The sequence below is a fragment of the Geodermatophilus sp. SYSU D00758 genome, assembly GCF_054049955.1.
The window spans coordinates 1-24175 of sequence record NZ_JBJGYK010000060.1 but is presented as its reverse complement, the minus strand read 5'-3'; the positions used below and the strand labels follow the sequence as shown (position 1 = coordinate 24175).

General features: G+C 77.1%; 20 protein-coding genes and 1 tRNA gene. 9 read left to right on the top strand and 12 right to left on the bottom strand.

The window, feature by feature from the left end:
- Nucleotides 1–55 precede the first annotated feature (55 nt).
- Nucleotides 56–1999, bottom strand: coding sequence for a hypothetical protein (locus ACI8AC_RS23815; protein ID WP_456900330.1), 1944 nt, complete (start codon nucleotides 1997–1999; stop codon nucleotides 56–58).
- A 139-nt stretch (nucleotides 2000–2138) separates the two neighbouring features.
- Nucleotides 2139–3353, bottom strand: a complete 1215-nt coding sequence (locus ACI8AC_RS23810) for a hypothetical protein (RefSeq protein ID WP_456900329.1) — start codon at nucleotides 3351–3353, stop codon at nucleotides 2139–2141.
- A 149-nt stretch (nucleotides 3354–3502) separates the two neighbouring features.
- On the opposite strand from ACI8AC_RS23810, the gene orn reads away from it, so the two are divergent.
- A complete protein-coding gene (orn, locus tag ACI8AC_RS23805; RefSeq protein ID WP_456900328.1) occupies nucleotides 3503–4180 on the top strand; it encodes an oligoribonuclease in 678 nt (225 codons plus the stop codon).
- 49 nt (nucleotides 4181–4229) lie between these two features.
- Nucleotides 4230–4305 (top strand) — tRNA-His (locus tag ACI8AC_RS23800).
- Nucleotides 4306–4543: 238 nt separating this feature from the next.
- On the opposite strand, the gene ACI8AC_RS23795 is transcribed toward ACI8AC_RS23800, so the two are convergent.
- Both ACI8AC_RS23795 and ACI8AC_RS23790 read right to left on the bottom strand, forming a co-directional pair.
- Nucleotides 4544–5416 (bottom strand): MOSC domain-containing protein, encoded by an 873-nt coding sequence (locus tag ACI8AC_RS23795; RefSeq protein WP_456900327.1) that lies wholly within the window; start codon nucleotides 5414–5416, stop codon nucleotides 4544–4546.
- Entirely contained in the window at nucleotides 5413–5769 is a 357-nt protein-coding gene (locus ACI8AC_RS23790) for a hypothetical protein (RefSeq protein ID WP_456900326.1), read from the bottom strand. Before ACI8AC_RS23790 ends, ACI8AC_RS23795 begins: the two co-directional genes overlap by 4 nt.
- A gap of 88 nt (nucleotides 5770–5857) precedes the next feature.
- Here ACI8AC_RS23790 and ACI8AC_RS23785 point away from each other — a divergent pair, with 88 nt between their 5' ends.
- On the top strand, nucleotides 5858–6451 hold the full coding sequence (locus tag ACI8AC_RS23785; RefSeq protein ID WP_456900325.1) for a helix-turn-helix domain-containing protein: 594 nt from the start codon (nucleotides 5858–5860) through the stop codon (nucleotides 6449–6451).
- Complete coding sequence (locus ACI8AC_RS23780) at nucleotides 6448–7179, top strand: B3/B4 domain-containing protein (protein WP_456900324.1); 732 nt, start codon at nucleotides 6448–6450, stop codon at nucleotides 7177–7179. Before ACI8AC_RS23785 ends, ACI8AC_RS23780 begins: the two co-directional genes overlap by 4 nt.
- Before the next feature lie 266 nt (nucleotides 7180–7445).
- On the opposite strand, the gene ACI8AC_RS23775 is transcribed toward ACI8AC_RS23780, so the two are convergent.
- From ACI8AC_RS23775 to ACI8AC_RS23755, 5 genes are all read right to left on the bottom strand, one after another.
- A complete protein-coding gene (locus ACI8AC_RS23775) occupies nucleotides 7446–8228 on the bottom strand; it encodes a hypothetical protein (RefSeq protein WP_456900323.1) in 783 nt (260 codons plus the stop codon).
- Nucleotides 8229–8382: 154 nt separating this feature from the next.
- Nucleotides 8383–9435, bottom strand: a complete 1053-nt coding sequence (locus tag ACI8AC_RS23770; protein WP_456900322.1) for a cytochrome d ubiquinol oxidase subunit II — start codon at nucleotides 9433–9435, stop codon at nucleotides 8383–8385.
- Entirely contained in the window at nucleotides 9432–10781 is a 1350-nt protein-coding gene (locus tag ACI8AC_RS23765) for a cytochrome ubiquinol oxidase subunit I (RefSeq protein WP_456900321.1), read from the bottom strand. The genes ACI8AC_RS23770 and ACI8AC_RS23765 overlap by 4 nt, the downstream gene beginning before the upstream one ends.
- Before the next feature lie 295 nt (nucleotides 10782–11076).
- Entirely contained in the window at nucleotides 11077–12336 is a 1260-nt protein-coding gene (locus tag ACI8AC_RS23760) for a sensor histidine kinase (RefSeq protein ID WP_456900320.1), read from the bottom strand.
- A gap of 545 nt (nucleotides 12337–12881) precedes the next feature.
- A complete protein-coding gene (locus tag ACI8AC_RS23755) occupies nucleotides 12882–13061 on the bottom strand; it encodes a hypothetical protein (RefSeq protein ID WP_456900319.1) in 180 nt (59 codons plus the stop codon).
- Nucleotides 13062–13237: 176 nt separating this feature from the next.
- On the opposite strand from ACI8AC_RS23755, the gene ACI8AC_RS23750 reads away from it, so the two are divergent.
- The 4 genes from ACI8AC_RS23750 to ACI8AC_RS23735 are packed head-to-tail and all read left to right on the top strand — an operon-like array spanning nucleotide 13238 to nucleotide 17458.
- Nucleotides 13238–14203 carry a metal ABC transporter solute-binding protein, Zn/Mn family gene (locus ACI8AC_RS23750; protein WP_456900331.1) on the top strand — a complete coding sequence of 322 codons (966 nt, stop codon included), beginning with the start codon at nucleotides 13238–13240 and terminating at the stop codon, nucleotides 14201–14203.
- Nucleotides 14200–14979 (top strand): metal ABC transporter ATP-binding protein, encoded by a 780-nt coding sequence (locus ACI8AC_RS23745; protein ID WP_456900318.1) that lies wholly within the window; start codon nucleotides 14200–14202, stop codon nucleotides 14977–14979. Before ACI8AC_RS23750 ends, ACI8AC_RS23745 begins: the two co-directional genes overlap by 4 nt.
- Nucleotides 14967–16235 (top strand): iron chelate uptake ABC transporter family permease subunit, encoded by a 1269-nt coding sequence (locus ACI8AC_RS23740; RefSeq protein WP_456900317.1) that lies wholly within the window; start codon nucleotides 14967–14969, stop codon nucleotides 16233–16235. Before ACI8AC_RS23745 ends, ACI8AC_RS23740 begins: the two co-directional genes overlap by 13 nt.
- Nucleotides 16232–17458 carry a metal ABC transporter permease gene (locus ACI8AC_RS23735; protein WP_456900316.1) on the top strand — a complete coding sequence of 409 codons (1227 nt, stop codon included), beginning with the start codon at nucleotides 16232–16234 and terminating at the stop codon, nucleotides 17456–17458. Before ACI8AC_RS23740 ends, ACI8AC_RS23735 begins: the two co-directional genes overlap by 4 nt.
- Here the strand turns inward: ACI8AC_RS23735 and ACI8AC_RS23730 are convergent.
- The 3 genes from ACI8AC_RS23730 to ACI8AC_RS23720 all read right to left on the bottom strand — a co-directional run bounded on the left by ACI8AC_RS23730 (nucleotide 17376) and on the right by ACI8AC_RS23720 (nucleotide 20928).
- Entirely contained in the window at nucleotides 17376–18260 is an 885-nt protein-coding gene (locus ACI8AC_RS23730; RefSeq protein ID WP_456900315.1) for an alpha/beta fold hydrolase, read from the bottom strand. The genes ACI8AC_RS23735 and ACI8AC_RS23730 overlap by 83 nt on opposite strands.
- A 104-nt stretch (nucleotides 18261–18364) precedes the next feature.
- On the bottom strand, nucleotides 18365–19354 hold the full coding sequence (locus ACI8AC_RS23725) for an Acg family FMN-binding oxidoreductase (RefSeq protein WP_456900314.1): 990 nt from the start codon (nucleotides 19352–19354) through the stop codon (nucleotides 18365–18367).
- Nucleotides 19355–19548: 194 nt separating this feature from the next.
- Nucleotides 19549–20928, bottom strand: a complete 1380-nt coding sequence (locus ACI8AC_RS23720) for a wax ester/triacylglycerol synthase domain-containing protein (RefSeq protein ID WP_456900313.1) — start codon at nucleotides 20926–20928, stop codon at nucleotides 19549–19551.
- Nucleotides 20929–21144: 216 nt separating this feature from the next.
- Here ACI8AC_RS23720 and ACI8AC_RS23715 point away from each other — a divergent pair.
- Nucleotides 21145–24175 (top strand): AfsR/SARP family transcriptional regulator (locus ACI8AC_RS23715; RefSeq protein ID WP_456900312.1); only part of this gene is annotated, 3031 nt, incomplete at its 3' end.

Genomic DNA, 24175 nt, shown 5'->3' with positions numbered 1-24175 from the left:
TCACCACCGGTGGTGAGCCAGGACCGGCAACGCTGAGCTGACCTGATCGTCGGGGTCAGGCCACGGGGTCGGGCATCGGCAGCACCAGGCTGGTGCCCGCCACCACGTCGAGGTCGGCGCTGCTCCCGGTGCGCGCGGGATCCACCCACGAGGTCTCGACGATCGTCACCGTGGCACCCGAGACCGCCGAGGCGTACTCGGCCTTCGACAGCGCCTCCGGCCCGCCCTGGTAGCGGACGCCCTCGCGCAGCAGGTCGCTGACGTTGCCCGTCCCGCTCTGGTCGGTGAGCGCACGCAGCGCCCGGGCGGACGCCGCGTCGCCCATGTCGACGGCCGAGACCGACACCACGACCGGCCGACCACCGACCTCGGTGGACCACAGCGCCCGCGCCAGCCCGGCGCAGTCGCTGCTCGCGAAGAACTCCGCCACCGCCCCGTAGGAGTTGCCGACGCAGGTGTCGGCGACCTGGACCTCGCGGGCGACGAGGGTCAGCCCGTCGACGACCTCGCGGTCCCCGGGGCGCGGGCCGGGGTCCTCGGGCGGCTCGGGCGCTCCGGTCGCCGCCGAGGTGGTGGTGCCGCGCGCGGCGGCGACGTCGTCCTCGCCGCCGGAGAGCAGGAGCACCCCCGCGATGCCGAGGACGACGACCAGCGCCACGGCCGCGGCGAGCAGCACCGCCGTGCGCCGGGCCGGGCGCGGCCGGGGCCCGACCAGCGCCCCGCCGGGGGGCGCGTGGACCTCCGGCTGCCCGGTGCCGGACGGCGCGGGGCCGGCCGCCGCGGGCTCGAAGGGTGCGGGCTCGAAGGGTGCGGGGCCGAGGGGTGCGGGGTCGAACGGCGCGGGGGGCGGGACGGCGTCCTCGGGGGTGTCGCGCTCGCCGCCGGCGAACAGCCCCCCGATGCCGCCGGTCTCCTCGGGGGTCACCCCCACCGTCGGCCCGACGAGGGTGTCGCGCTGGGCCGGTGCCGGCGCGGGCGGGAACCCGGCCGGGGCAGGAGGCGCCGGTGGGGGGGACGCCGGTGCGGACGCCGCCGCGGCGGCGCACGCGGCGGCCTCCTCGTCGGCCCGGATCGCGGCGGCCGCGACCGCCGCGGCGGCGGCCGGGTCGACCAGCGGGCGGCCGGCGGGCACCGGCCAGGCAGGGGCGGGCTGCGGCGGGGTCTGCGGCTGCTGCGGGCTCCCCCACCCGGCCGGCGCCGGGCGGGCCGGTGTCCAGGCGCCCGGGGACGGCACCGGCACCGCCGGCGGGGCGGCCGCGGGCGGCACCTCGCCGCCGGGGGCCTCGCCGGGGGCCGCCGGGCGGCTGGCCGCCATGGCGGCCGGGCCCAGCAGGTCGGGGGTGCGCAGGACGTAGGGCGAGTACGGGAAGCCCTCGCCGTTGAGCTCCTGCACGGTCGGCACGCGGCCGGCCAGGCCCAGGGCCTCCAGCGCCGCGCGGACGTCGGCGGTGGTCCACAGCCGGGGGTTGTCGACGCCGGCGTACCGGGCCGACCGGGCGATGCCGAGCAGCAGCGAGCGGGGGTCCAGCAGCGCCACCTGGTCGCCCTCGCCGAGGTCGCCGTCGGCGGGGAGCAGCCCGGTGATCTCACCGACGAGCACGCTCAGCCGGGCGATCCGGCCCGGCTCGAGCCCGGCCCGGCGCAGCCGGACGGCGGCGTCCATCCCGGCCCGCATCAGCCCGTCGAGCGGGGTCGACCCGCCACCCGAGAGCTGCAGGACGTCGCCGGGACCGGCCCCGGCGCCGATCGTCCAGGCGCCGTCGGGCAGGGCGGTGACCACGCCCCGCTGGCGGACCACCTCGACGACCCGGACGACGGCCACGCCCTCGGGCACGAACAGCACGGCGTCGGACAGCCGCCGCTCCATGGGGCCGTCGACCACGGGGATGGAGGCCACGACGGCGCCGCGGACGGCCCCGCCGGTGTCCCAGCGGGCGAGCTCCGCGAACAGCGCGCGCTCCCCCGCCGTCTGCAGCGGCGCAGGGGTCAGGGCCAGCACGTCGTCCTCCGGGTGGGTCTAGGGGGCGGGGCGGCACGGGCCTGGCCGGTGCGGCGGGACCGCGGTGGGCCGAGCGGGGCGCGGCGGCCGGCGGAGTCGGGCCCGACGTTACGTCATGTGACGGCGCAGGCGCGGACGCTCAGCGGGTCGGCGCGCCCTCGGGCGCCGCCGGTGCCGGGGCGTCGCGACCGGGCTCCACCGGCCGCGCCCAGGCCGCCAGCCAGGAGCTGCCCGCGACGGCGTCCACGACGGCCCACAGCGCGGCGAAGGCCACACCGGTGCCCAGGACCGCCGGCCAGCCCCAGTCCCAGGGCGGCAGCAGGCCGAGGGCCGACTGCACCGCGCCGGCGCCGTAGACGGCGGCGGCGACGAGCAGGCCGGCCAGCCAGCCCGGCGTCCGCAGGGTGACCGCGGTGTCCACGCCGAGGGCGCCGACGAGCAGCACCAGCGGCAGCACCGACGGCGGGAAGTCCAGGCCGACCAGGCCGAGCCACATGAGGCCGCGGTAGCCGAGGTAGGTGGCGGCCAGGACCGTCGCCGTCCAGCGCAGGCCGACCACGCGCCGGGCCACCACGAGGGCGAGCACGCCCGCGCAGAGCAGCCAGGCGGGGTGCACCCAGCCGGGCACCGGCAGCATGAACGTGGTCGGGGTCTGCCCCTGGGCGACGGCGAAGTCCAGCAGCTGCGGCTCGGCCGTCGTCCGCCCCGCCTCGTAGGCCTCCAGCGACAGGACGCCGTACTCCTGGTGCTGGTTCGGGAAGAGCACGTTCTCGACGAAGAACAGCCACAGCCCGGCGTGCACGAGGTCGCGCACCCGTCCCGGCGCGGCGTACAGCCACCAGCCGCGGATCGCGCCGGCCAGCATGATCGCCGTCCCGAGGTAGAGGAGGGCGTGGCTGGGGCTCCAGCTGGTGATGTCCAGGCCGTTGATGCGGTGGTTGACGATGTCGACCGGGACGGCGACGAGGAAGGTGGCGGTGCCCCACTGCATGAGCCGCAGCGCCCGGCGGTCGACCCCCAGCCCGGTGTGGCTGTGCACGAGGACGAGGGCGACCACGACGGCGGTGCCGGCGGTGTTGAGCAGGTGCGGCGGGGCGAGGTCGTCGCGCAGCCAGCGGAAGTGCCACGACACGTCCCAGGACGAGCCGAGCATCTTGAGCAGGAAGGCACCCAGCCACGCGGTGTAGAGCCAGCGCAGCTCCTGCTGGGTGGTCGGCCGGCCGGGCTGCCCGGGTGCCCCGTAGGCGGCCCGGGCCCAGCGCAGCGTCGCCCCCGGCCGGCGCAGCGCGGCGGTCGGCGACCCGGGCGCCGGGGGCACGGCTCGGTCGGTCGCGTCGGGGGCGGCAGCGGGCACGGCGGGACTCCTGGGCTCGGGGTCGGTCCGCGGGAGCCTAGCGGCGGGTCCGACCCGATCGGGGGTCCCGACTGGCACGCGCGTGCCGCGTGCGGTATGCGGTGCACCGGCGGGGCGGCCGGGGTTGCAGGGACGTAGGGTCCTCCCCCGTGGCGGACAGCGCGGGGCACCTGATCTGGATCGACTGCGAGATGACCGGGCTGGACCTGACCCGGGACAAGCTGATCGAGGTGGCGGTGCTCGTCACCGACTCCGAGCTCACCGTCCTCGACCCCGGCCTGGACCTGGTGATCTCCGCCGACGACGCCGATCTCGACGGCATGGCCGACGTCGTCACCGAGATGCACGCCAAGTCGGGGCTGACCGACGCGGTGCGGGCCTCGACCCTCACCGTGGCCGAGGCGGAGCAGCAGCTGCTGGCCTACGTGAAACGGTTCGCGCCCGAGCGGCGGACCGCTCCGCTGTGCGGCAACTCGATCGGCACCGACCGCGGCTTCCTGGCCCGGGACATGCCGGAGCTCGACGACCACCTGCACTACCGGATGATCGACGTCTCCTCGATCAAGGAGCTGGCCCGGCGGTGGTTCCCCCGGGTCTACTTCGCCCAGCCGACGAAGGGGCTGGCGCACCGGGCGCTGGCCGACATCATCGAGTCGGTGCGCGAGCTGGCCTACTACCGGCAGACCCTCTTCGTCGACGCGCCCGGCCCCTCCACCGCCGACGCGCAGGCGGCCGCCACGAAGGTGACCGGCTCGTTCGCCGAGCTGCTCGCCGCCGGGGACGCCGGCGCCGGGCCGGCCGCACCCCCGGTCGCGTCGGAGGGCTGACCGGCCCGGTATCGTTGTCCCGTTGCCGCCACCCCGGTGGGGGCGCACGGTGGGTGTAGCTCAGCTGGTAGAGCACCAGGTTGTGATCCTGGGTGTCGCGGGTTCGAGCCCCGTCACTCACCCCAGCGGTGGAGGCCCTGGTCGGTTCGCCGACCAGGGCCTCCGTCCGTCCCGGCGGCGACCGGGCCCTGCTACCCCCTCGATCAGGGGGCGGAGCGGGGTGCAGCGGCTGCACGACCGACCGCACGGAACCCAGGCCGATCGGTTCGTGAGCACGGCGGCCCCGCTCGACCTGGACACCGCCCGCCGGGTGCTCGCCGTGGCCGACGGCGTCCCGGTGGGGCCGGGACGGCTCCGGTGCGGTCAGAGGGGCTCGATCGGCGCTCCGGAGCGGATCTCGCCGTCGGTGAGGACGTCGGCGCGCAGGCCGCCCTTGTGGATCAGCGGCCGCAGGAGGCCGGGTCCGCTGAGCCGGTCGAGGTGGACGCACGGCTCGCACAGCCGGAGGCCCTCGCAGACGACGTCGCCGATGCGGAAGCGGCGCCCGACCAGGGCGTTGACGTCGATGCCGCGGGTGAGGACGTTGCGCCGGGTGGCGGCGAAGTCGACCGCGACGCCGACGGCGGTGAGCTCGTCGAGGACCTCGGCGGCCACGAGGGTCAGGTCGTAGCCGGGGCGCGTGTCGCCGCGCGGGGTGAAGGTGCCGGCCCGGGCGGCGTACCGGTCGCCCTCCAGGCCCCGTCCGGCGACCGCCCGGGCGACCTGCACCGTCTGCATCCCGGCCTCGGCGGCGGGTGCGATCGCGAGCGCCTCCACCGTGCCGTGCAGGTCCCGCGTGACCGCGACGGACCGGAGGACCGGGTCCAGGGAGGCGACGGCGTAGGCGGCGGTGAGGGTCAGCTCGGCGGTGGCCCGGCCCAGCAGGGCCGGGTCCTGCGGGCTGAGCACGATGCCCGGCGGGGTGCCGAAGGCGACCGTGGCGACCTCGGTGTCACCGGTCCGCACGACGGCGATCCACCAGCCGGGCCACTGGAAGCGGGTGGGGTCGGCGATGGGGACCAGGCCGGAGTCCCGCCCGGCCAGCCAGGTGCGCCAGGCGCCGACCGCGGCGGACGGGTTGCCGGGAGGGAGCGGCAGCTCGGCGACCGGCACCTCGGTGACCGAGGCCAGGCAGGCGGCGAGACCGCGGGTCAGCGCGCTGACCCCGGGTGCGGTGGGCAGCTCGGTGTCGATCACGGGTGGCTCCCGGCGGGCACGTCCGAACGGACGGTGGACTGGGCGGTGGTGTCGGGGGCGGCGGTGTCGGGGGCGGCGGTGTCGAGGGCGGCGGCGAGGTCGGCCATCCCCGAGGAGAAGGCGCCCGCCGGACCGCCCTCCAGATCGCCGACGGGTTCCTCGAGCGCGCCCCGGCCCGGCGTGCCGTCGTCCCGCGAGCACTCCCGGCCGACCACCCCGGGCGGTGCGGCGCGGAAGTGCGACGCCGGGACGACCGGCACGTCGAGCGGCTGCCCCGCCGCGCGCGGACGGACCAGCACCGCCTGCCGGGCCTCCACGCGCAGCCCCGCGTCGGGCGAACGGTTCGCCTGCATGGCCGCCCCTACTTCTGGATGCACTATGGTGCACTGCCGGGGGCAGCGTAGACCGCTGCGCCGGCGAGGCGCACGGGAGGCGGCGCGGATGACGACCGAGGCGGTCGCGGTCAACGAGGTGATCGGGCAGCGCGTCCGGCAGCACCGCACCGCCCGCGGCTGGACCCTGGACGAGCTGGCCGACCGCTCGGGCGTGAGCCGCCGGATGGTGATCACCATCGAGCACGGCGAGGCCAACCCGAGCATCGCCACCCTGCTGCGGATCAGCAACGCCCTCGGGATCGGGCTGCCGGTGCTCGTCGACGTCGAACGCCCGCACGCCCTCACCGTGACCGCGGCCGGGCGGGCGCCGGTGCTGTGGCGCGGCCCGCGCGGCGGGCAGGCGCTGCTGGTCGCCGGCACCGCGCCACCCGACGTCGTCGAGCTGTGGGACTGGACGCTGCAGCCGGGCGAGGCGCACACCAGCGAGGCGCACAGCGCGGGCACCCGGGAACTGCTGCTGGTCCTGGACGGCGTCCTCGACCTCCGCGTCGGGGACCGCACCGACCGGCTGCAGACCGGCGACTCCGCGGCCTTCGCCGGCGACGTCGCCCACGGCTACGCCACCCCCGACGACGCCGCCGCACCCGCCCGCTTCGCCCTCACCGTCTTCCAGCCCCACGTCACCGGAGGCCGACCGTGACCGACCCGCAGGCGTGGCTGGCCGCCGCCACCGTCGACGACGCGGTGTTCGCGCTGCGTCCGGACTACCGCGCGCTGCTGGTGACCGCCGACGACCTGCGCGGCGGTGGCAGCGACGAGGTGAGCGAGCGGCTCCTCACCGCCGCCGAGGCCACCGCCCGGGAGCGGCTCGGCGCGCGGAGACCCGAGGAGCTGCCGCACCCGGCCGCCTGGCGGGAGGCCTACCGGGCCTTCGGCGCCAAGCCGCAGCGCACCCGCCCCAGCGTCGAGGCGCTCCTGCGCCGCCTCGACCCGGACGGGCTGCCGCGCGTCGACCGGATCACCGACGTCTACAACGCCGTCTCGATCGCGCACCTGCTGCCGCTCGGCGGGGAGGACCGCGCGGCCTACGCCGGTCCGGCCCGGCTCGTGCGCGCCGACGGCAGCGAGCCGTTCGACACCACCGCCGGCGGCGAGCGCGTCGTCGAGCGCCCGGAGGCCGGTGAGGTCGTCTGGCGCGACGACGCCGGCGTCACCTGCCGCCGCTGGAACTGGCGGCAGGGTGTCCGCACCCGCATCACCACCGGCACGACGAGCGCGCTGTTCACCATCGACGTGCTCGACCCGGTGACCGACGACGACGCGCACACCGCGGCCGACGCCCTCACCGATGCGCTGCTCGCACTCAGCCCGGACGCCACCGTCCACCGGCGACTGCTCACGCGGGCCGACGGAGGTGCACCGGGCTGATCCACCCCTGGGACGGCGCCCTCGACGACGGGGAGTGACGCGCCTGGCCGGCCGACGGCCACGACTTCTGCCCGGGCGGCGTCACCGACATGCCCGGTGGCCGCCCACGGTCATGGCGGGCGGAGGCCGGTGGCCCGACGAGGACGGCGTTCCCTCCAGGGGCACTCGCAGGACGGGTCCGGCCGTGCCCGCTCGTGGCCGCGTGAGCCCACCGCCCGGGTGCGGCCATCACCGCGGGAGAGGATCCCGCCCGGCACGGGTACGGGCTACAGGACGACGAGCAGCGCCGCGAAGGGGACGCAGGCGCCCACGAAGACCGGGAAGCGCGCCCGTCCCGACGAGGGCAGCTGCTGCTTCAGGGCGGTCAGGATGATCGATCCGGCCAGCAGCGCCGAGAAGACGCTGACGGCCGCGTCCCCGAGGTCGATCGCGGCACCGATGCCCCACCCGGCCAGGGTCGCAGCGGCGAGGACCCACCGCCCCAGCCGGTCGTAGACGCGCGGGTCCTGGTCGCGCAGCGCGATCTCCCCGGTCAGGTACCGGGCGGCCAGGGCGACCGTGTAGAGGACCAACTCGGTCGGACCGGGCCGCACCTGGTGCACCAGCAGGTAGCCGACGAACAGGTTGAAGACGAGGTACAGGGCGCCGCCGGCCCAGAACGGCCACGGGGTCGGCACCCCGCCCCGCGCCCGCCGCTCCCGGCGGTCCTGGTCCTGCGCCCGGTCGAGCACCGCGTAGTACGCCAGCAGACCGGCCAGCGCGACGAGGAACGCATGGTCCTCCAGCAGGCCGAGCAGCCCGCCCGGCCGGTCGTCGGGAACCGCCGCGGCCGTCCGCGCCAGGTCCGGGAGCAGGCGGGCGAAGACGTAGGCGACCGCCAGCCCGCCGGCCAGCGAGCGGAACCACGCCGAGCCGGGCGACACCCGCCGGCGCGCCTGCGGCACGAGCACCTGCACCAGCACCAGCACGGCCGCGGCCGCCAGGGCCGCCGACGGAGCACCGCTCGAGGCCGTCCCGGCCGCCGTGAGCACGTGGGCCAGTGAGACCACCTCGGACCGATCGGGCCGGATCCGCTCGGGACACGGTCGGGACGACGGCACCGTCAGCGAAGCGCGGGGACCCCGACCGAACGGCACCGGCCGCCGCTCCACACCGTCGGGAGGAGCCGGCCGGGGGCCTCCTCCGCTGCACGGGCACGGACGATCACCGGTCTGATCCGGTCATCCCTGCACTCCCCCGCCGAGGTCCTGCCGCGTCGTGCGGCCTGCTCTCCTCGCGCTGGAACAGTACGTAGAGCCACACCAGCGAGGGGACGAGCAGGACTGCGCCGACGGCCAGGCTGATCAGGACGGCGAGCAGCACCTCGTCGGTGGCCGCCGCCTCTTCCACGGTGACCCCGGGTTCGAGGATGTTCGGGTACTGGCCGGCCGCCCAGGCGACCAGCAGCAGGGTCACCGCGCCGGCTGCGGTCAGCCGGACCGCTGTGTACCGACGGAGCGCGAGCAACGCCAGGCTCGCCACCCCCGCCGCGACCGAGGCAACGGCGAACGGCAGCGCGACGCCGGTCAAGCCGATGAGCAGCTCCTCGGCGTCGCGGGCGAGGACCAGCAACCCGGCGGCCGCCACCGCTCCGGTGAGGACGCCGGTGACCAGGGCGCGGATGCGGAACCACTCGGCCAGCTCGCGCTCGCCGGCCCGCCGCGCGTCGCCGGTGAGGTACACCGCAGCCAGGTAGGCGCAGATGAGCACCGCGGCCGTGCCGGCGAACAGGCTGGTGGGGTTCGTCCAGCTGGTGAGGACGTCACCGAAACCGCCGAAGGGGATGCGCCCGGACGCCAGCGCGCCGGCGACGGTGCCCAGGAAGAACGGGGTCAGGAGCGAGGAGGCGGCGAACAGGATGCCGAAGACCTGCTCGCTGCGACCGATCGACACCGACTTGCGGAAGACGAAGGCCGAGCCGCGGAAGATGATGCCGACCGCGGCGAGGGTGAGCGGGATGATCAAGGTGGCCGCCGCGGAGGCGAACGCCAGGGGGAAGGCCGTCCAGGCGATGACGATCGCGAAGATCAGCCAGACGTGGTTGGCCTCCCACACCGGACCGATGACGTGCTCGATCAGATCGCGCCGCCGACGGCCGCGGTCCCCGCGCCCGGCCAGCAGGTCCCAGATGCCGGCGCCGAAGTCGGCGCCCCCGAACACGACGTACGCCACCACGCCCAACCACAGCAGGCCCAGGGCCACCTCGGCGAGGCTCATCGCCGATCCTCCACCGCGGGGTAGTCGGCCAGCCGCGGCTCCTGCTCCCCGCCGGGCTCGAACGGGGCGCGGGCCAGCCGGCGCAGCACGTAGATCAGGCCGACGGTCAGCAGGACGTACACCGGGATGAGCCCGTAGAGCCCGTATCGGAGCCCGTCCGCGGGGTTCACGGCCTCCTCGGTGAGCATGTGCCCGTAGACGATCCACGGTTGGCGGCCGACCTCGGTGACCACCCAGCCGGCCTCCAGGGCGACCACGGCGGCCGGGCCGGCCAGCACGGCGAACAGGTAGAACCAGCGGGATCTCGGTAGGCGTCGCCGTCGCCAGGCCGCGAACGCGAACCACGCCGCCAACCCCAGGAGGGCGAAGCCGATGCCGACCATGATGTCGAAGGCCCAGTGCACGATCCCGACCGGAGGTCGCAGCTCCTCCGGGACCTCCTCCAGCCCGACCACGGTGGCGTCGGGGTCCCAGTAGGCCAGCAGGGACAGCGCGTAGGGGATCTCGATGGCGTAGCGCAGTTCCTCGCCCACCACGATGCCCCCGATGCGCAGTGCGGCGCCGTCCTCGGTCCGGAAGACCCCCTCCATCGCCGCGAGCTTGACCGGCTGGTTGTGCGCGACGCTGTGCGCAGCCCAGTCCCCGACCCCTATCTGGACCGGGGTGGCGATCGCGGCGAAGCCGAACGCGAGACCGAAGGCCCGCCGGTGGTAGGCGTCCCGCTTGCCCCGCAGCATCGCCGCGGCGTAGACGGTGGCCACCAGGAAACCGCTGACCATGAACGCCGCCAGGATCATGTGCACCGTCTGGTGCGGGGTCGCAGGGTTGAACATGGCCTCCCACGGAGACGCCTCGACGATGCGCCCGTCGACCATCACGAAGCCCTGCGGCTGCTGCATCCAGGCATTGGCGGTCACCACGAAGAACGCCGAGGCCACGCCGGCGAGCACGATCGGGACCCCGGAGAGCAGGTGGACCTTCGGAGGCAGGCGGTCCCAGGCGAACAGGTAGATGCCCAGGAAGATCGCCTCGATGAAGAACGCGATGCCCTCGATCGCGAACGGCAGGCCGATGACCTCGCCGTAGGTCCCCATCAGGCCGGGCCAGAGGATCCCCATCTCGAAGGAGAGGATCGTGCCCGACACCGCGCCGACGGCGAAGACGACCGCCAGGCCCTTCGCCCAGCGGCGCGCCAGCATCCGCCACATGTCGTCGCCGGTCCTGATCCACCGCCACTCCGACAGCAGCACCAGCAGCGGGAAACCCACCCCGAGGCAGGCGACGACGATGTGCCAGCCCAGGGACAACGCCATCTGCATCCGCGCGGCGACGAGATCATCCAGCATGTCCGCTGCACCCAGTTCCACCGTCGCCACGGGGGGCCGGAAGACGGTCTCGGACGGGCTCCGGCTTCTGGGAGCGGCAGGCGATCGCAGGATCAGCCCGCGCACACCGGAGCCCAATAGTCGTCGGCGTCCACTCCTGACCGCAACATCTGGTCCCGCAGCCTCCCGGGATGCTGACCGCCGACACCCACGACCGCCCGGGTACTCCCACAGCGGCGGTGAACGGTCCGGCCGACGGCGCCTCGCCACGGCGCGTCGTCCTCGGGCTGCGGGCCCCTGCTCGACGGATGCGTCCTCACACCGGCCGGCAGCCGGGTGACCGGCCCGTGTCCGTCCGCCCGGGGCCCTCGGTGACCACCGGCTCCTGTGGTCGTGGGGGTCGTGGGGCACGGACCGGGAGCACGAGCAGGAAGCGCGCGCCTCCGCCGTCCCGGTCCTCGACCAGGAGGTCACCGCCAGCGCGGCGGGCGTGCTCGCGGCTGAGCGCGAGCCCCAGGTGCGCACCCGCATCCCCCGCCGGCGCCGGCCCGCGCCCGAAGCGGGTGAAGATCTGCTCGCGGCGACCGGCCGGCACCCCCGGTCCGGCGTCCTCCACCACCACCCGGGCCGAGTCACCCGATCGTTCGACCCGCACCGCGGTGGCGCCCCCCGCATGCCGCTCGGCGTTGTCGAGCAGGTTGGCCAGCACCCGGCCCAGCCGGATCGGGTGGATGCCCACGTGCACGTCGGCCGCCGCGGGGTCGACCTGCACGGGCACCGGACGGCGGTACCGGGCGAGCGTCTCGGACACCGCCGGCAGCAGCCCGATCGGCAGACGCCTCGGGAACCCGGTGTCGGCCCGGGCCAGCTCGAGCAGCTCGGTGACCAGCCACCGCTGCCGGCGCAGCTCGTCGCCGAGCAGGTCCAGGGCCTCCCGCCCCTGCGCGTCCAGCACCGGCCGTTGGCTGTCGAGGAGCTCACCCGCGCTCAGCAGCACGGTCATGCCCGAGCGCAGGTCGTGCGCCAGCCCGGCGAGGAAGTCCGCAGCCCCGATCGCGCGGGCGGTGGCCTCGGCGGCTCGCCGCTCAGCCGCCACCGCGGCCAGCGCCAGCCCGGCGGTCGCGGTGAGCCCGGAGCGGACCTCCGCTTCGCCCGGCTCGGTGAACGCCCCGTTCGCCGAGGAGGCGAGGTTGAGCGCGCCGATCAGGTGCTCGTCGACCCGGAGCGGCAGGCTGGCCATGCTGCGCACCCGCCGCTCGGCGGCCATCCGGCGGGCGAAGCGTGGCCAGCGGCTCTCGCCCGCCAGGTCGGCCACCACCACCACGGCGCCGGTGCGGGCGGCGGTGACGCACGGGCCTTCGCCGGCCGCGTACTGGGCGGCGTCCACCTGGCGGGCCAGCCTCCCGGCAGCGGCCACCGTCTCCAGACGCTCGTCACGGGCCAGGGTCACCGACACCTGCTCGGCCGCCTGGCAACCGGCGTGCACCAGCTCGACGACGCGCTGCACCTGCTCGACGCCGAACCCCGCCCCCGATCGGGGCGCCGCCACGGAGCCGCCGGTCCCGCCTGCGGTCACCGCTCCTCCACGCGCATCCGGTGACGACCGCCGCGGGCTGGGCGCATGCACCGAGGACGGTCCGCTCCTTGCTCCACCGCCGACCCGCTCAAACGCCGGGCACGGTGCACCGGGTCCCTTGCCGGCGGCCGGGCCCCCTGCCCGCGGGCGTCCGGGCGGAGATCGTCGCGTGCGTGCGCACCGACCCCGACTGCAGCTCCCGGATCGACAGCCCGCTGATCCTGCCGCTGGTCGAACGGGGCTTCACCGCCCTCGAGAGGGGCGGCCTGGCCGGTCGGGACGTGGCGGCCGCCTACGCCCTGCTCTCCCACCACCTGTACGGCACGTCGCTCTCCACGCACCACGACCGGCCCGACACCTTCGGGCGCCAGATGGCGCGCAGCGCCGGTCCCGAGCACCCCGCCATCGGACGCGTGCGGGACGCCCTCCCCCCGACGGGAACCGCGACTTCTTCGCCGACGACCTGCAGCGCCTCGTCACGGGGCTCATCCCGTCGGCGGAGCAGCGCGCTCCCGGCGACTGACGACCGCAGCGCCGGAGGCACATCACCCGGGACCCTGGGTGGCTCCGCGTGCAGCGGACGCCGTGACGAGCAGGAAGGGGGCGCTCAGCACGCCGGCGTAGGAGTGCAGACGCCGCACGAGCGGGCGCAGCAGCGCCCACGCGTCCCGTCGTCCCCCCAGCCCGCGGTGCTGCCGGCGGCTGGCCGTGTCCTCGAGGGTCACCGGGGAACGGTGACGCCGGCGACAGCGGTCCCGACCGACCGCCCGGCGCGGACGACCGGCGGGGACCCGACGTGGCGAGGTCGGCCCGCCGGGGCCAGGGACCGGCACCAGGGGGCCACCCGGGCCGGGAAGGACAGGCACACCTGGCCTGTCGAGCGCTCGTGGAGGCACCCGTGATGCAGTCCGGACGACGACGTCCCGACCGACGCCGACCCGCGACCGTGCTGGGGGTCGTCGTCCCCCTCGCCGCCCTCGCGCTCTCCGGGTGCGCGGCCGGCGCCCTGGCCGAGACCGGGGACGTCGGCTCCCGGCCGATCCGGGTGACCACCACGACGAACTGGCACACCGACCTCGCCTCCCGGATCGGCGGCGACCGCGTCGAGGTCACCGGGCTCATGGGACCGGGCGTGGACCCGCACCTGTACGAGGCCGGCGCCGGCGACGTCCAGACCCTGGCGGGGTCGGACATCGTCATCTGGAACGGGCTGGACCTGGAGGGCAAGCTCGAGGAGGTCTTCACCGGGATCGGCCGGTCGGTGCCCGTGGTCGCCGTCGGGGACGCCGTCCCGGAGGAGCAGCTCATCGCGGTCGGCGAGGGTGAGCACGACCCGCACATCTGGTTCGACCCGGACCTGTGGGCCCTCGCGGCCGAGGCCGTCCGCGACGGGCTGGCCGAGCTCGACCCCGGCTCGGCCGACGTGTACGAGGCGAACCTGGCGGAGTTCACCGCGGAGCTCGAGGCGCTCGAGGCCGAGGTCGGTGCCCTCGTGGCGCAGGTCCCGGAGCGGTCGCGCGTGCTGGTCACCTCGCACGACGCCTTCTCCTACCTGGCGCGGGCCTACGGCCTGCAGGTCGCGCCGGTCCAGGGCAGGTCGACCGCGGCGGAGGCGACCACGGCCGACGTGGAGCGGGTCGCCCGCACCGTGGCCGAGGCCGACCTGAGCGCGGTGTTCCTGGAGTCCAGCGTGCCGCCGCAGACGATCTCGGCCGTCCTGGCCGCCGCCGAGCAGCAGGGCCGGCCGACGGAGGTGGGCGGTGAGCTGCACGGCGACGCGCTCGGCAGCCCGGGCACGCCGACCGGGGACTACGCCGGTGCGGTGCGGCACAACGCGCGGGCCATCGCCGAGGGGCTGACCCGGTGAGCGCCGCGGACGTGCGCCCCGCGGCGCTGGAGGTGCGGCGGCTGACGGTGAGCTACGGCAACCGGCCGGTGCTCGCCGACGTGGACGCCACCTTCCCGGCGGGGACGCTCTCGGCGGTCGTCGGCCCCAACGGGGCGGGCAAGTCGACCCTGCTGCAGGCCGCTCTCGGGCTGCTCCCCGCCGACTCGGGCCAGGCCCTCGTCGAGGGCCGCCCCGCCCGTGCCGCGCTGGACCGGGTCGCCTACGTCCCCCAGCGCGACGCGGTCGACTGGGACTTCCCGATCACGGTCCGCGAGGTCGTGGAGATGGGCCGCTACCGGGCGGCCGGCTGGTTCCGCCGGGTCCGCCGCAGCGAGCGGCCGGTCGTCGACGCGAGCCTGGACCGGGTCGGGATGACCGCCTGCGCCGGCCGGCAGATCGGTCAGCTGTCCGGCGGCCAGCGGCAGCGGGTGTTCCTCGCCCGCGCGCTGGCGCAGCAGGCACCCGTGCTGGTGATGGACGAGCCGTTCGCCGGCGTCGACGCGCGCACCGAGGCGGCCCTGCTCGACGTGCTCTCCGGGTTGCGCGACGAGGGACGCTCCGTCGTCGTCGTCCACCACGACCTCGGCACCGTGCGGGCGCGCTTCGACCGCGCCCTGCTGCTCAACGTGCGGGCCGTCGCCTGCGGCCCGGTGCACGAGGCGCTGAGCCCGGCGAACCTGCGCCGCGCCTACGGCGCCGTCGCCGCCCCCGACGGTTCCGCGAACAGGGAGGACGAGCCGGCATGGGCCCGCTGATCGACCTGCTGCCGCTGGCCTACACCGACGCCGTCGTCGCCACCGGGGCCGCGGTGCTGGGCTGCCTGGCCGGCGTGGTGGGCGTGCTGGCCGTGCTGCGCCGCCGCACCCTGGTGGGCGACGCCCTGTCCCACGCCGCCCTGCCGGGTGTGGCCGTCGCCTTCCTGCTGGCCGGGGTGAAGGACACCGTCTCGCTGCTCGTCGGTGCGGCGGTCGCGGGCACCGTCGCGGCGGTCCTCGTGGTGGCCATCGAGCGCAGCAGCCGGATCCGGCCCGACACCGCGATCGGTGTGGTGCTCTCCGGCTCCTTCTCGCTGGGCATCGTGCTGCTCACCCACATCGCCGCCACCGGCAACGCCGGGCAGGCCGGGCTCCGGGACTACCTCTTCGGCCAGGCCGCCGGGCTGGTCGAGCGGGACGTCACGCTCTTCGCCGTCCTGACCGCCGGCACGGTCGTGCTGCTCGCGGTCCTGCACCGGCCGCTCAAGGCGATGCTGTTCGACACCGCGTTCGCCCGGTCGACCGGCCTGCCGGTCCGACTCCTCGAGCTGGTCTCCACGGTGCTGCTCGTCGTGGCGGTGGTCGTCGGGCTGCGCACCGTGGGCGCCGTCCTCATGGTGGCGATGGTCGTCGTACCGGCCGTGGCGGCCCGGCAGGTGACCGGCCGGCTGGCCACCATGCTGGCCGTCGCCGGGGTGCTCGGCGCCGGGGTCGGGGCCACCGGTGCGCTCGTGTCCACCGCGACGCGGACGCCGACGGGACCGGTCGTCGTCCTGCTGGGGGTCGGCCTGGTCCTGGCCGTCCTCGCCCTGGCGCCCGCCCGCGGCGTCGTGTGGCACCTGCGCCGGCTGCGCCGCGACCGCGGGCGGCGGCAGCGCGACGGCCTGCTCGTCGACCTCGTGGCCGCCGGCCCGGGACGGGTTCCCGTGCCCTCGCTCGCCGCCGCGGGCCGTCCACCGCGGGTCGTGCGCCGGTCCCTGCGCCGGTTGCGCCGCGAGGGGCTGGTGCACACCGCGGGTGGGGGCTGGTCGGTGACCGACGCGGGCCGGGAGGCCGCGGCCGCCGTCCTGGCCAGGCGCGAGCTGTGGTGGGCCTGGCTCGAGCACGGCGCAGGGCTCGGGCTCGACGACGCCCGCGAACCGGATCCCGACGACCTGCCGGGCAGCCTGGGCACCGCAGCGGTCGACCGGTTGCGGGCCCTCGCCGGGACGACGCCGACGCCCGCTCCCGCACCGACGCCCGGAGGTGCACGGTGAGCCCGACCCTGGCCATCGTCCTGACCGCGGGGCTGACCGCGACCGCCTGCGGGCTGCTCGGTCCCCTGCTCGTGCTGCGCCGCGAGGCGCTGGTCGGCGACGCGGTGTCGCACTCGGTGCTCCCCGGCATCGTGCTCGTGTACCTGGTCCTCGGGACGCGGGCGACGCTGCCGATGGTCGTCGGCGCGGCCGCCTTCGGCGTCGTCTGCGTCCTGGCCCTCGAGGCGTTGCGGTCCACGGGGCTGGTGCGCTCCGACGCCGCGATCGCGCTGGTCTTCCCGGCGCTGTTCTCCCTGGGCCTGCTCGGGGTGGACCGCTGGGCCGCCGACGTCCACCTCGACCTGGACTCGACGATCTACGGGCAGATCGCGTTCGTGCCGTTCCGGACGGTGGTGCTCGGCGGCGTGGCGGTGCCGCAGTCGGTCGTGGCCGTCGGCATCGTGGTGGTGGTCGACCTCGCGCTGCTGCTGGTCTTCTGGAAGCAGCTCAAGGTGACCACCTTCGACCCCCGGTTCGCCCGCACCATCGGCGTCTCCCCGACCGTGGTCGGACGCGTGCTGCTGACGGCGGTGGCCGTGACCGCGGTGACCGCCTTCGAGGCGGTCGGTGCCATCGTCGTCATCGCCCTGCTCATCGTCCCGGCGGCCACGGCGCACCTGCTCACCGACCGGATGGGGGTCATGGTCGCGGTCTCGGTGACCGTCGGCTGGCTGGCCGCGGTCAGCGGCTACGCCGGTGCGGTCGCGCTGGACGCCTCCATCGGCGGGGCGATGGGCGTGGTCGCCACCTGCTGCTTCGCGCTGGCCCTGCTGTTCTCCCCGCGGCACGGGGTGCTGACCCGCGCGCTGCTCCGCCGGCGACGTGCCCGCGCGGCAGCCGGGCGGGCTGCGTCCGCCGTGGCGCCGCTCCCGACACCGGCTCGGTCCCGGGGTTGCCCGGCAGCGGGTGGCTGCGCGACCGCTGCAGGGCGGTGGCGCCGTGGCCGCGGCCCGCTCCCGTGCGCGCGGACGGCCGGGGCCGCGGCGCTGCCGGCCCGGTCGGCCGCCGGGGCCGGCGGGTGCGCCGTCGCGACGAGGCCGGCGGCGCAGCCCGCCGCTCCGCCCGTGCCGACGCCGCTCCCGCCGCCGTCCCAGCACCCGGTCACCCGAGGAAGGGCAGCAGCACCTCCAGCAGCCCGGACGGGTTCTCCTCGGGCACCCAGTGTCCGGTCCGGGGCACCGTGACCGCGCGGACGTCGTCGGCCACCTCGCGGACCATCGCCTCGTTCACCCCGGCGAACAGGTTGGCCTCACCGGCGACGGCGAGCACCGGCACCGCCAGCCTCCCGCCGGACGCGAGGGCGGCCCGGTTGTCCCGGTCGTCCTGCTCGAAGGCCCGGTACAGCTCGAACCCGGCGCGCATCGCACCGGGCTGCCGGAACTCCGCCGCGTAGCGGTCCAGGTCCTCCGCGGTGATCGCACAGGGGTCGTGGGCGGCGCCGTCGAAGAAGAAGCGCAGGTACTCCCGCTCCCGGCCGGCGGTGAGGAACTCCGGGAGGTCGCGGGTGGCGTGGAAGGCGTAGTGCCAGTGCCGGGGATCGCTCGCCAGCCGCTCGTGCACCCGCGTGCCGGGCAGCGTGGCCTCCATCAGCACCAGCCGGTCGGCGTCCCCGCGGAACCGCAGCCCGTGCGCCAGCGCCACCATGGAGCCGACGTCGTGCCCGACCACCGCCACGCGGCCGTCGACGCCCAGGTGCTCGCGCACCACGGCGTGCACGTCACCGGCCAGCGTCCAGGTGTCGTAGCCGGAGGCGGGGCGGGAGGACGCCCCGGCGCCGCGCAGGTCCACGGCCACCACCCGGTGCCCGGCCTCGGTGATCGGGCCGATGACCCGCCGCCAGCACCACCAGGACTGCGGGTAGCCGTGCACCAGGACCACGACCCGCCGGCCCGGTGCGGACGTCCCGGCCACCGCGTGGTGGATCCGCACGCCCGGGGCCACCACGGCGGTGCCGTGCTCGACCCGCAGCGCCTCGCGGCCGCTCATGGACCCGCCTGCCCTCCGCTCACCGCCATTGGTCCGACCCTGCCCGGTCGGCCCGCATGGAGCACCTCCGTCGGCGAGGCCACGACGACTCCGCGGGCGCGTCCTCAGGGCAGCTCCTCCGGCAGCCGGTCGGGACGGCGGGACACCCGGACCACCTCGTGGACGGGCCGGCGCGGGGCCGGCGGCCCGAGGCGCGCCGGGGTGCCCAGCCGCAGCACCAGCTGGGCATGACCGGGCACCGCCAGCGCCGCGTGCAGCACCGGCCGCAGGGGCGCCACCTGGCAGGGCTGGTTGCAGTAGCCGGCGTGCACGCCCGCGTCCGCGGCGACCAGCAGCAGCGAGGCCAGCGCCTGCCCGGCGGCAAGCCAGTCCCGGGGCCCGTCGCCGTCGGTGACCAGCACGGCCAGCGACGGCGCCCGGCGGACCAGCCGCTCGTCCCTGCGGGCCGTGGGCCCGCCCAGGTCGAGGTGCGCGACGGCCAGCCGGGTGAGCACCCCGGCGACCGGCGGCACGGGCAGGCCGTCGCCCCGGCCCCGCGGGTGCATCCAGGAGGCGAGCTCGCGCCGCCACGCCGGATCGGCGAACTGGGCCCGGTCGCCCTCGGCGACCAGCCGGGCGACCTCGTCACGGACGGCTCCCGGTGGTACCCACCGCAGCACGGCCCCCTGCTCGGCGGTTGCCGCGTCCAGGGCGCCGACGAGGCCGTCCGGTAGGGGCTCGGGTCGGAAGCCGCCCCGGTGCGTCCTCCGCCGCGGGATGGCGTCCGCCGGCCCGCGCGGCACCTCGGCGGGTCCCGCGTCGAGCCGGACGGCGGCGAGGAGGTCGTCGTCCTCCCCGGCCGGGAACGGGGTGACCGCCGTGCGCAGGCCGGCGGCTGCCGTCGCCACCCGGAGGAGGAACAGGGCCGCCCCGCAGCTGGCGGTCAGCTCCCGGTCGCGGGGGTCGTTGACCGGCAGGGCGCGGCTGCGGTCGGCGAGCAGGTCGATGCCGCCGTCCGCGAGCCGGAACCGCCACGGCTGGGTGTTGTGGGACGACGGGGCCCGCACCGCCGCCCCCACCAGCGCGTGGAACGTCCCCGGGTCGAGGTCTGCCATCCTCGGTCTCCCTGTCCCGTCCGTCGTCTGCCGTTGGTCTCGCCGGACCCACGCTCCACGGGACGAGGCGTGCTCGGCACCGCGCGAAGGCCCGGCCGTGCCGGGACGTTCGTCGCTCCGCCCGGGCCGACCACGACGAGGGGGCCGCGCCGGCAGTCGCCCGTGGATCTCGGCGCAGCTCTCGACCCGCCCGCTCACCACCGGGGTGCCGGGGCGGGCAGCCGGGCACCGGGACCGGCCGCCGCCAGCAGCTCGGCGAAGGAGCGCCGCATGCCGGTGGCGAGCACCTCCAGGTCGTCGACCGCGGCGTCGGCGTTGGTGGAGACGTGCAGCACGCCGGCGTAGGACAGCGCGGCCACGCCGAGCGGCAGTCCGTGGACGAGCGGGGCCACCGGGTAGGCCTCGAGCATCCGGGCGCCGGCCAGCCACAGGGGTTCGGCAGGGCCCGGCACGTCGGTGATGAACAGGTTGAGCCGGCCTCCGGCGATCCGGCGCATCCAGCGCACCGCGAGGCGCGCCGCCGGGAGCGGCAGGTGCAGCACGTCGAGCACGTCGCCGCCGCCGGAGCGCATTCGCGCCTTCAGCCGCGCGGTGTCCTCGCGGATCACCGCCAGCCGGCGCAGCGGATCCGGCTCGGCGACCGGCAGGTCGACCAGCAGGATGCCGTCCGGCTGCCCGGCTCCGCGCGAGCCCACCGGCATCGAGGCGCGCAGGCCGACGGCGGGCAGCTCGTCGCCGCGGCCCAGCAGCAGCTCCCGCAGGCCACCGGTGACCGCGGCCAGCAGCAGGTCGTTGACCGTCGCGCCGAGCCGGTGGCCGGCCGAGCGCAGGTCCGCCAGCGGCTGCTGCACGACGACGAGACGGCGGTGCGGCCCCAGCGGGTGGGACAGCGAGGTGAGCGGCGCACGGGTGCGGAAGTCGGCGGCGGCGTCGGCGACCCGGCGCCGGCCGCGCCGCAGCCGGTCGGGTGCGCCGCGCACCCGACGCAGCACCCGGTCCGCCGACGTCCCGACCGCCCGGCCGCCGGTCGCCGGCCGCGCGGGCTGCGCGACCGGAACCGGCTCGTCGGCGCGTCCCGCCGGGGTCGGGTCCAGGAGCGCGCCGACGATGGCCACGCCGGTGAGGCCGTCGGCGAGCACGTGGTGGACCACCACGAGCAGCGCGAACCGGTTCCCCTCCAGGCCGTCCACCACGACGGCGCGCCAGGGCGGCCCGGCCAGGTCCAGCGGACGGACGACCTCCTGCGCGCACCAGGCGAGGAAGTCCGCGCCCGGGGGCAGCGACGCCACGGTGATCCGCCGCTCCGGGGACGGGTGCAGGTCCGCGGTCCACCTCGGCCGGCCGCGTCCCGGCCGCGGCCACCGCACCTGCCGCCGCAGCGCCGGCACCGTGCGGGCCCGGCGGGCCAGCTCCGAGCGCACGCGGGTCGTGTCGACCGACCCGTCGGCTCCCGAGAAGGGGCCGGCGTCGAACACCCCCACCAGGGCGATCTGGAACGGCGCCGACGGCTCGTCGACCCAGACGTTCGCCAACTCCTGCAGGCTCAGCGGCCGCTCCGACCGGTCGTCGCTCATCGTCGCGACCCCGACGTGGCGGCGCCCCCGTCGGCCGGTCCCGGCGTCGCGCTCATGGAGCTCTCCCGTTCCCCGGCGAGGCGGTGCGTCCGTCCGGTCCAGCCTGGTGGGTGGCCGCTCCGTCGGACAGGACCGACCGTCCCCGTCGGGGTGGACCTCCGGCCCCCGCCGGAGCGACCCTTGACCGGCGCCCGGGGGCCGTGCCTACCGTGGCGTGTGCGGGCGCTGCTGCTCGGACCGCTCGAGGTGCGCGACGACGCCGGCGCCCCGGTGACCGTGCCCGGGGCCAAGCAGCGCCGCCTGCTGGCGCTGCTCGCCGTGCACGCCGGGGAGGTCGTCTCCGCCGACCGGATCGTCGACGTGCTCTGGGGCCAGGAGCCCCTCCGGGACCCGGCCAACGCCGTGCAGGCCAAGATCGCCCAGCTGCGGCGGCTCCTCGAGCCCCGGCGCGACGGCGCGCCGCCGCGGGTGCTGGTCCGGCGCGCGCCCGGCTACCTGCTCGACCTGGCCGCGGACGACCTCGACGCGACCGTGTTCGCCCGCCTCGCCGGCCAGGGCCGGGACGCGCTCGCTGCCGGCGACGCCGCGGCCGCGGCCGACCGGTTCCGCGCCGCGCTGGCGCTGTGGCGTGGCCCGCCGCTGGCGGAGTTCGCCGGGGAGGAGTTCGCCGCGGCCGCGGTCGCCCGCTGGGAGGAGGAGCGCGCCGCCGTCCTGGAGGACCGGATCGAGGCCGACCTGACGCTCGGCGCCGCGGCCGGGCTGGTGCCCGAGCTGCAGGCTCTGGTCGCCGATCACCCGACGCGGGAGCGGCTGCGGGCCTTGCTGGTGCGGGCGCTCTACGCCGCCGGGCGGCAGGCCGACGCGCTGGCCGCCTTCCACGCCGCCCGCCGGTTCCTCGACGAGGAGCTCGGGGTCGCGCCGGGACCGCAGCTGCGCGCGGCCTTCGAGGCGGTCCTGCACCAGGACCCGGCGCTGACGAGCAGCTCCTCCGCCGGTCCGAGCTCCCCGGCCCCGCCCGCGGCGGTGCGGGGGCTGCCTGCGCCCCTGACGCCGATCGTCGGCCGCGGCGAGGAGGTCGATGCGGTCGTCGCCCTGCTCGGCGGCAGCCGGCTGGTCACCCTGACCGGGCCGGGCGGTGTGGGCAAGACGCGGCTGGCGCTGGAGGTCGCCTCCCGGATCGGTGGCGGCCGCGACGTCCCGTGGTGGGTGGATCTCTCCGTCGTCGCCTCCCCCGGCGAGCTCGTGCCGGAGATGGCCGCCGCCCTGGGCCTGGCCGACGAGCGGGCTGCCGGTGGCCCGGCCGCGGACCCGCGGGCGCGGCTGGCCGCGGCCCTCGCCGAGCGCCCGGCACTGGTCGTCCTGGACGATGCCGAGCACCTCGTCGCAGCGGTCGCCGAGCTGGCCCGCGAACTGCTCGCGGCCGCGGCCGGGCTCACGTTGCTGGTCACCAGCCGGGAGCCGCTGGGCCTGCCCGGTGAGCGGGTGCGCTCCGTCGCACCGCTGGGCTGCCCGCCGCCTGACGCCGTCGGCGGCGCGGACACCCTGCGCCGCTCCCCCGCCGTGGAGCTGTTCCTCGACCGGGTCGCCGCCGCCGCGCCCGGCTTCACGCTGGACGAGGCGACCGCCCCCGCGGTCGCCACCGTCTGCCGGGAGCTCGACGGCCTGCCGCTGGCCCTGGAGCTGGCGGCTGCGAAGGTGCGCACCCTCGGGGTGGCCGAGCTGGCCCGGCGGCTCGACGACCGGTTCCGGCTGCTGGCCTCGCGCACCGGCGCCCCTCGCCGGCAGACCCTGCTGGCCGTCGTGCGGTGGAGCTGGGACCTCCTGGACGACGCCGAGCGGACCCTGCTGGCCCGGCTGTCGGTGCTCGGCGGCCGGTGGACGCTGGCCGCGGCGGAGCGGGTGTGCGCCGACGGGGGCGGTGGACCCGGGTGCGCGGGCGAGGTGGCCGGTGTGCCGGTCGCCGACCTGCTGGCCCGGCTGGCCGACAAGTCGCTCGTGGCCGTCGAGACGGTGTCCGGCGAGCCCCGCTACCGGCTGCTGGAGACCGTCCGGCGCTTCGCCGCCGACCGGCTGGCCGAGCGCGGCGAGCAGGACGCGGCCCGTCGGGCTCTCGTGTCGTACGTCGGTGAGCTGGCCGCGCCCGCGACGACGGCGCTGCGGAGCGCCGGCCAGCTGGCGACGGCCCGCCGGCTGGACGAGGAGCGGGCGAACATCCGCGCCGCCCTGGCCTGGGCTGCCGAGGCCGAGGACCGGGCGCGGTCCGCCCGCCTGGTCACCGACCTGTGCTGGTACTGGTACCTCACCGGCAACCCGGAGGAGGCGCTGCGCTGGCTGCACCTCGCCACCGCCCCGGCAGCAGGTGACGACCCGGGTCCCGAGACGGCCCTCGCCGCGCTGTGGGCCGCCTTCCTCGGCGCGGCCGAGGAAGGGCCGGCCGAGTCCTGGCCCCGGGTCGGCGACCTGCTTCCCGGGCTGGACGCCGGCACGCCCGAGCAGCGGGTGATCGGCGGCTGCCTGGCCGTGGTGCTGGCCCGCGGCGCCGGCGACGCCGACGCCGCCGAGCGGATCGCCACCGCCACCCGCTGGGTGGCCGTGGCCGCCGACGACCGGCACGGCCTGGCCACCCTGGACTACCTGGACGCGCTACCGCCCGCCCAGCGCGGCGACCTGGTCACCGCCGGGGAGCGGCTGACCGCGGCGCTGGACCGCTTCGCCGCGGCCGGGGACCGCTGGGGGCAGGTGCAGAGCCTCAACGGCCTGTACACCGTGGCCGAGGCGGCCGGGGACCTCGACCGGGCCGGCGGCATCCTGGACCGGGCGCTGGCGCTGGCCGGCGAGCTGGGCACCCGGGAGATGCAGGCGGTGCTGCTCACCCGTGCCGCCGCCCTCGCGCTGCGCCGCGGGGACGCCGCCGACGCCGCCGCAGCCGCCGACCGGGCGCGGTCGGCCGCGGCCGAGGTCGGCGCCGTCCTGGTGACCGCGATGGCCGAGCACACCGCCGGCCTGGCCGCCCGTGGGCTCGGCCGGCCGGCCGCGGCGGTCGCGGCGCAGGAGGCCGCCCTGGCCGTGTACCGCCGGGCCGGCGTGCCCACGGGCGCCGCGGCGGCCCTGCGGGAACTGGGCACCCTGGCGCGGCTGGCCGGGCACACCGCACGGGCGGGGGGGGGGGGGGGGGGGGGGGGGGGGGGGGGGGGGGGGGGGGGGGGGGGGGGGGGGGGGGGGGGGGGGGGGGGGGGGGGGGGGGGGG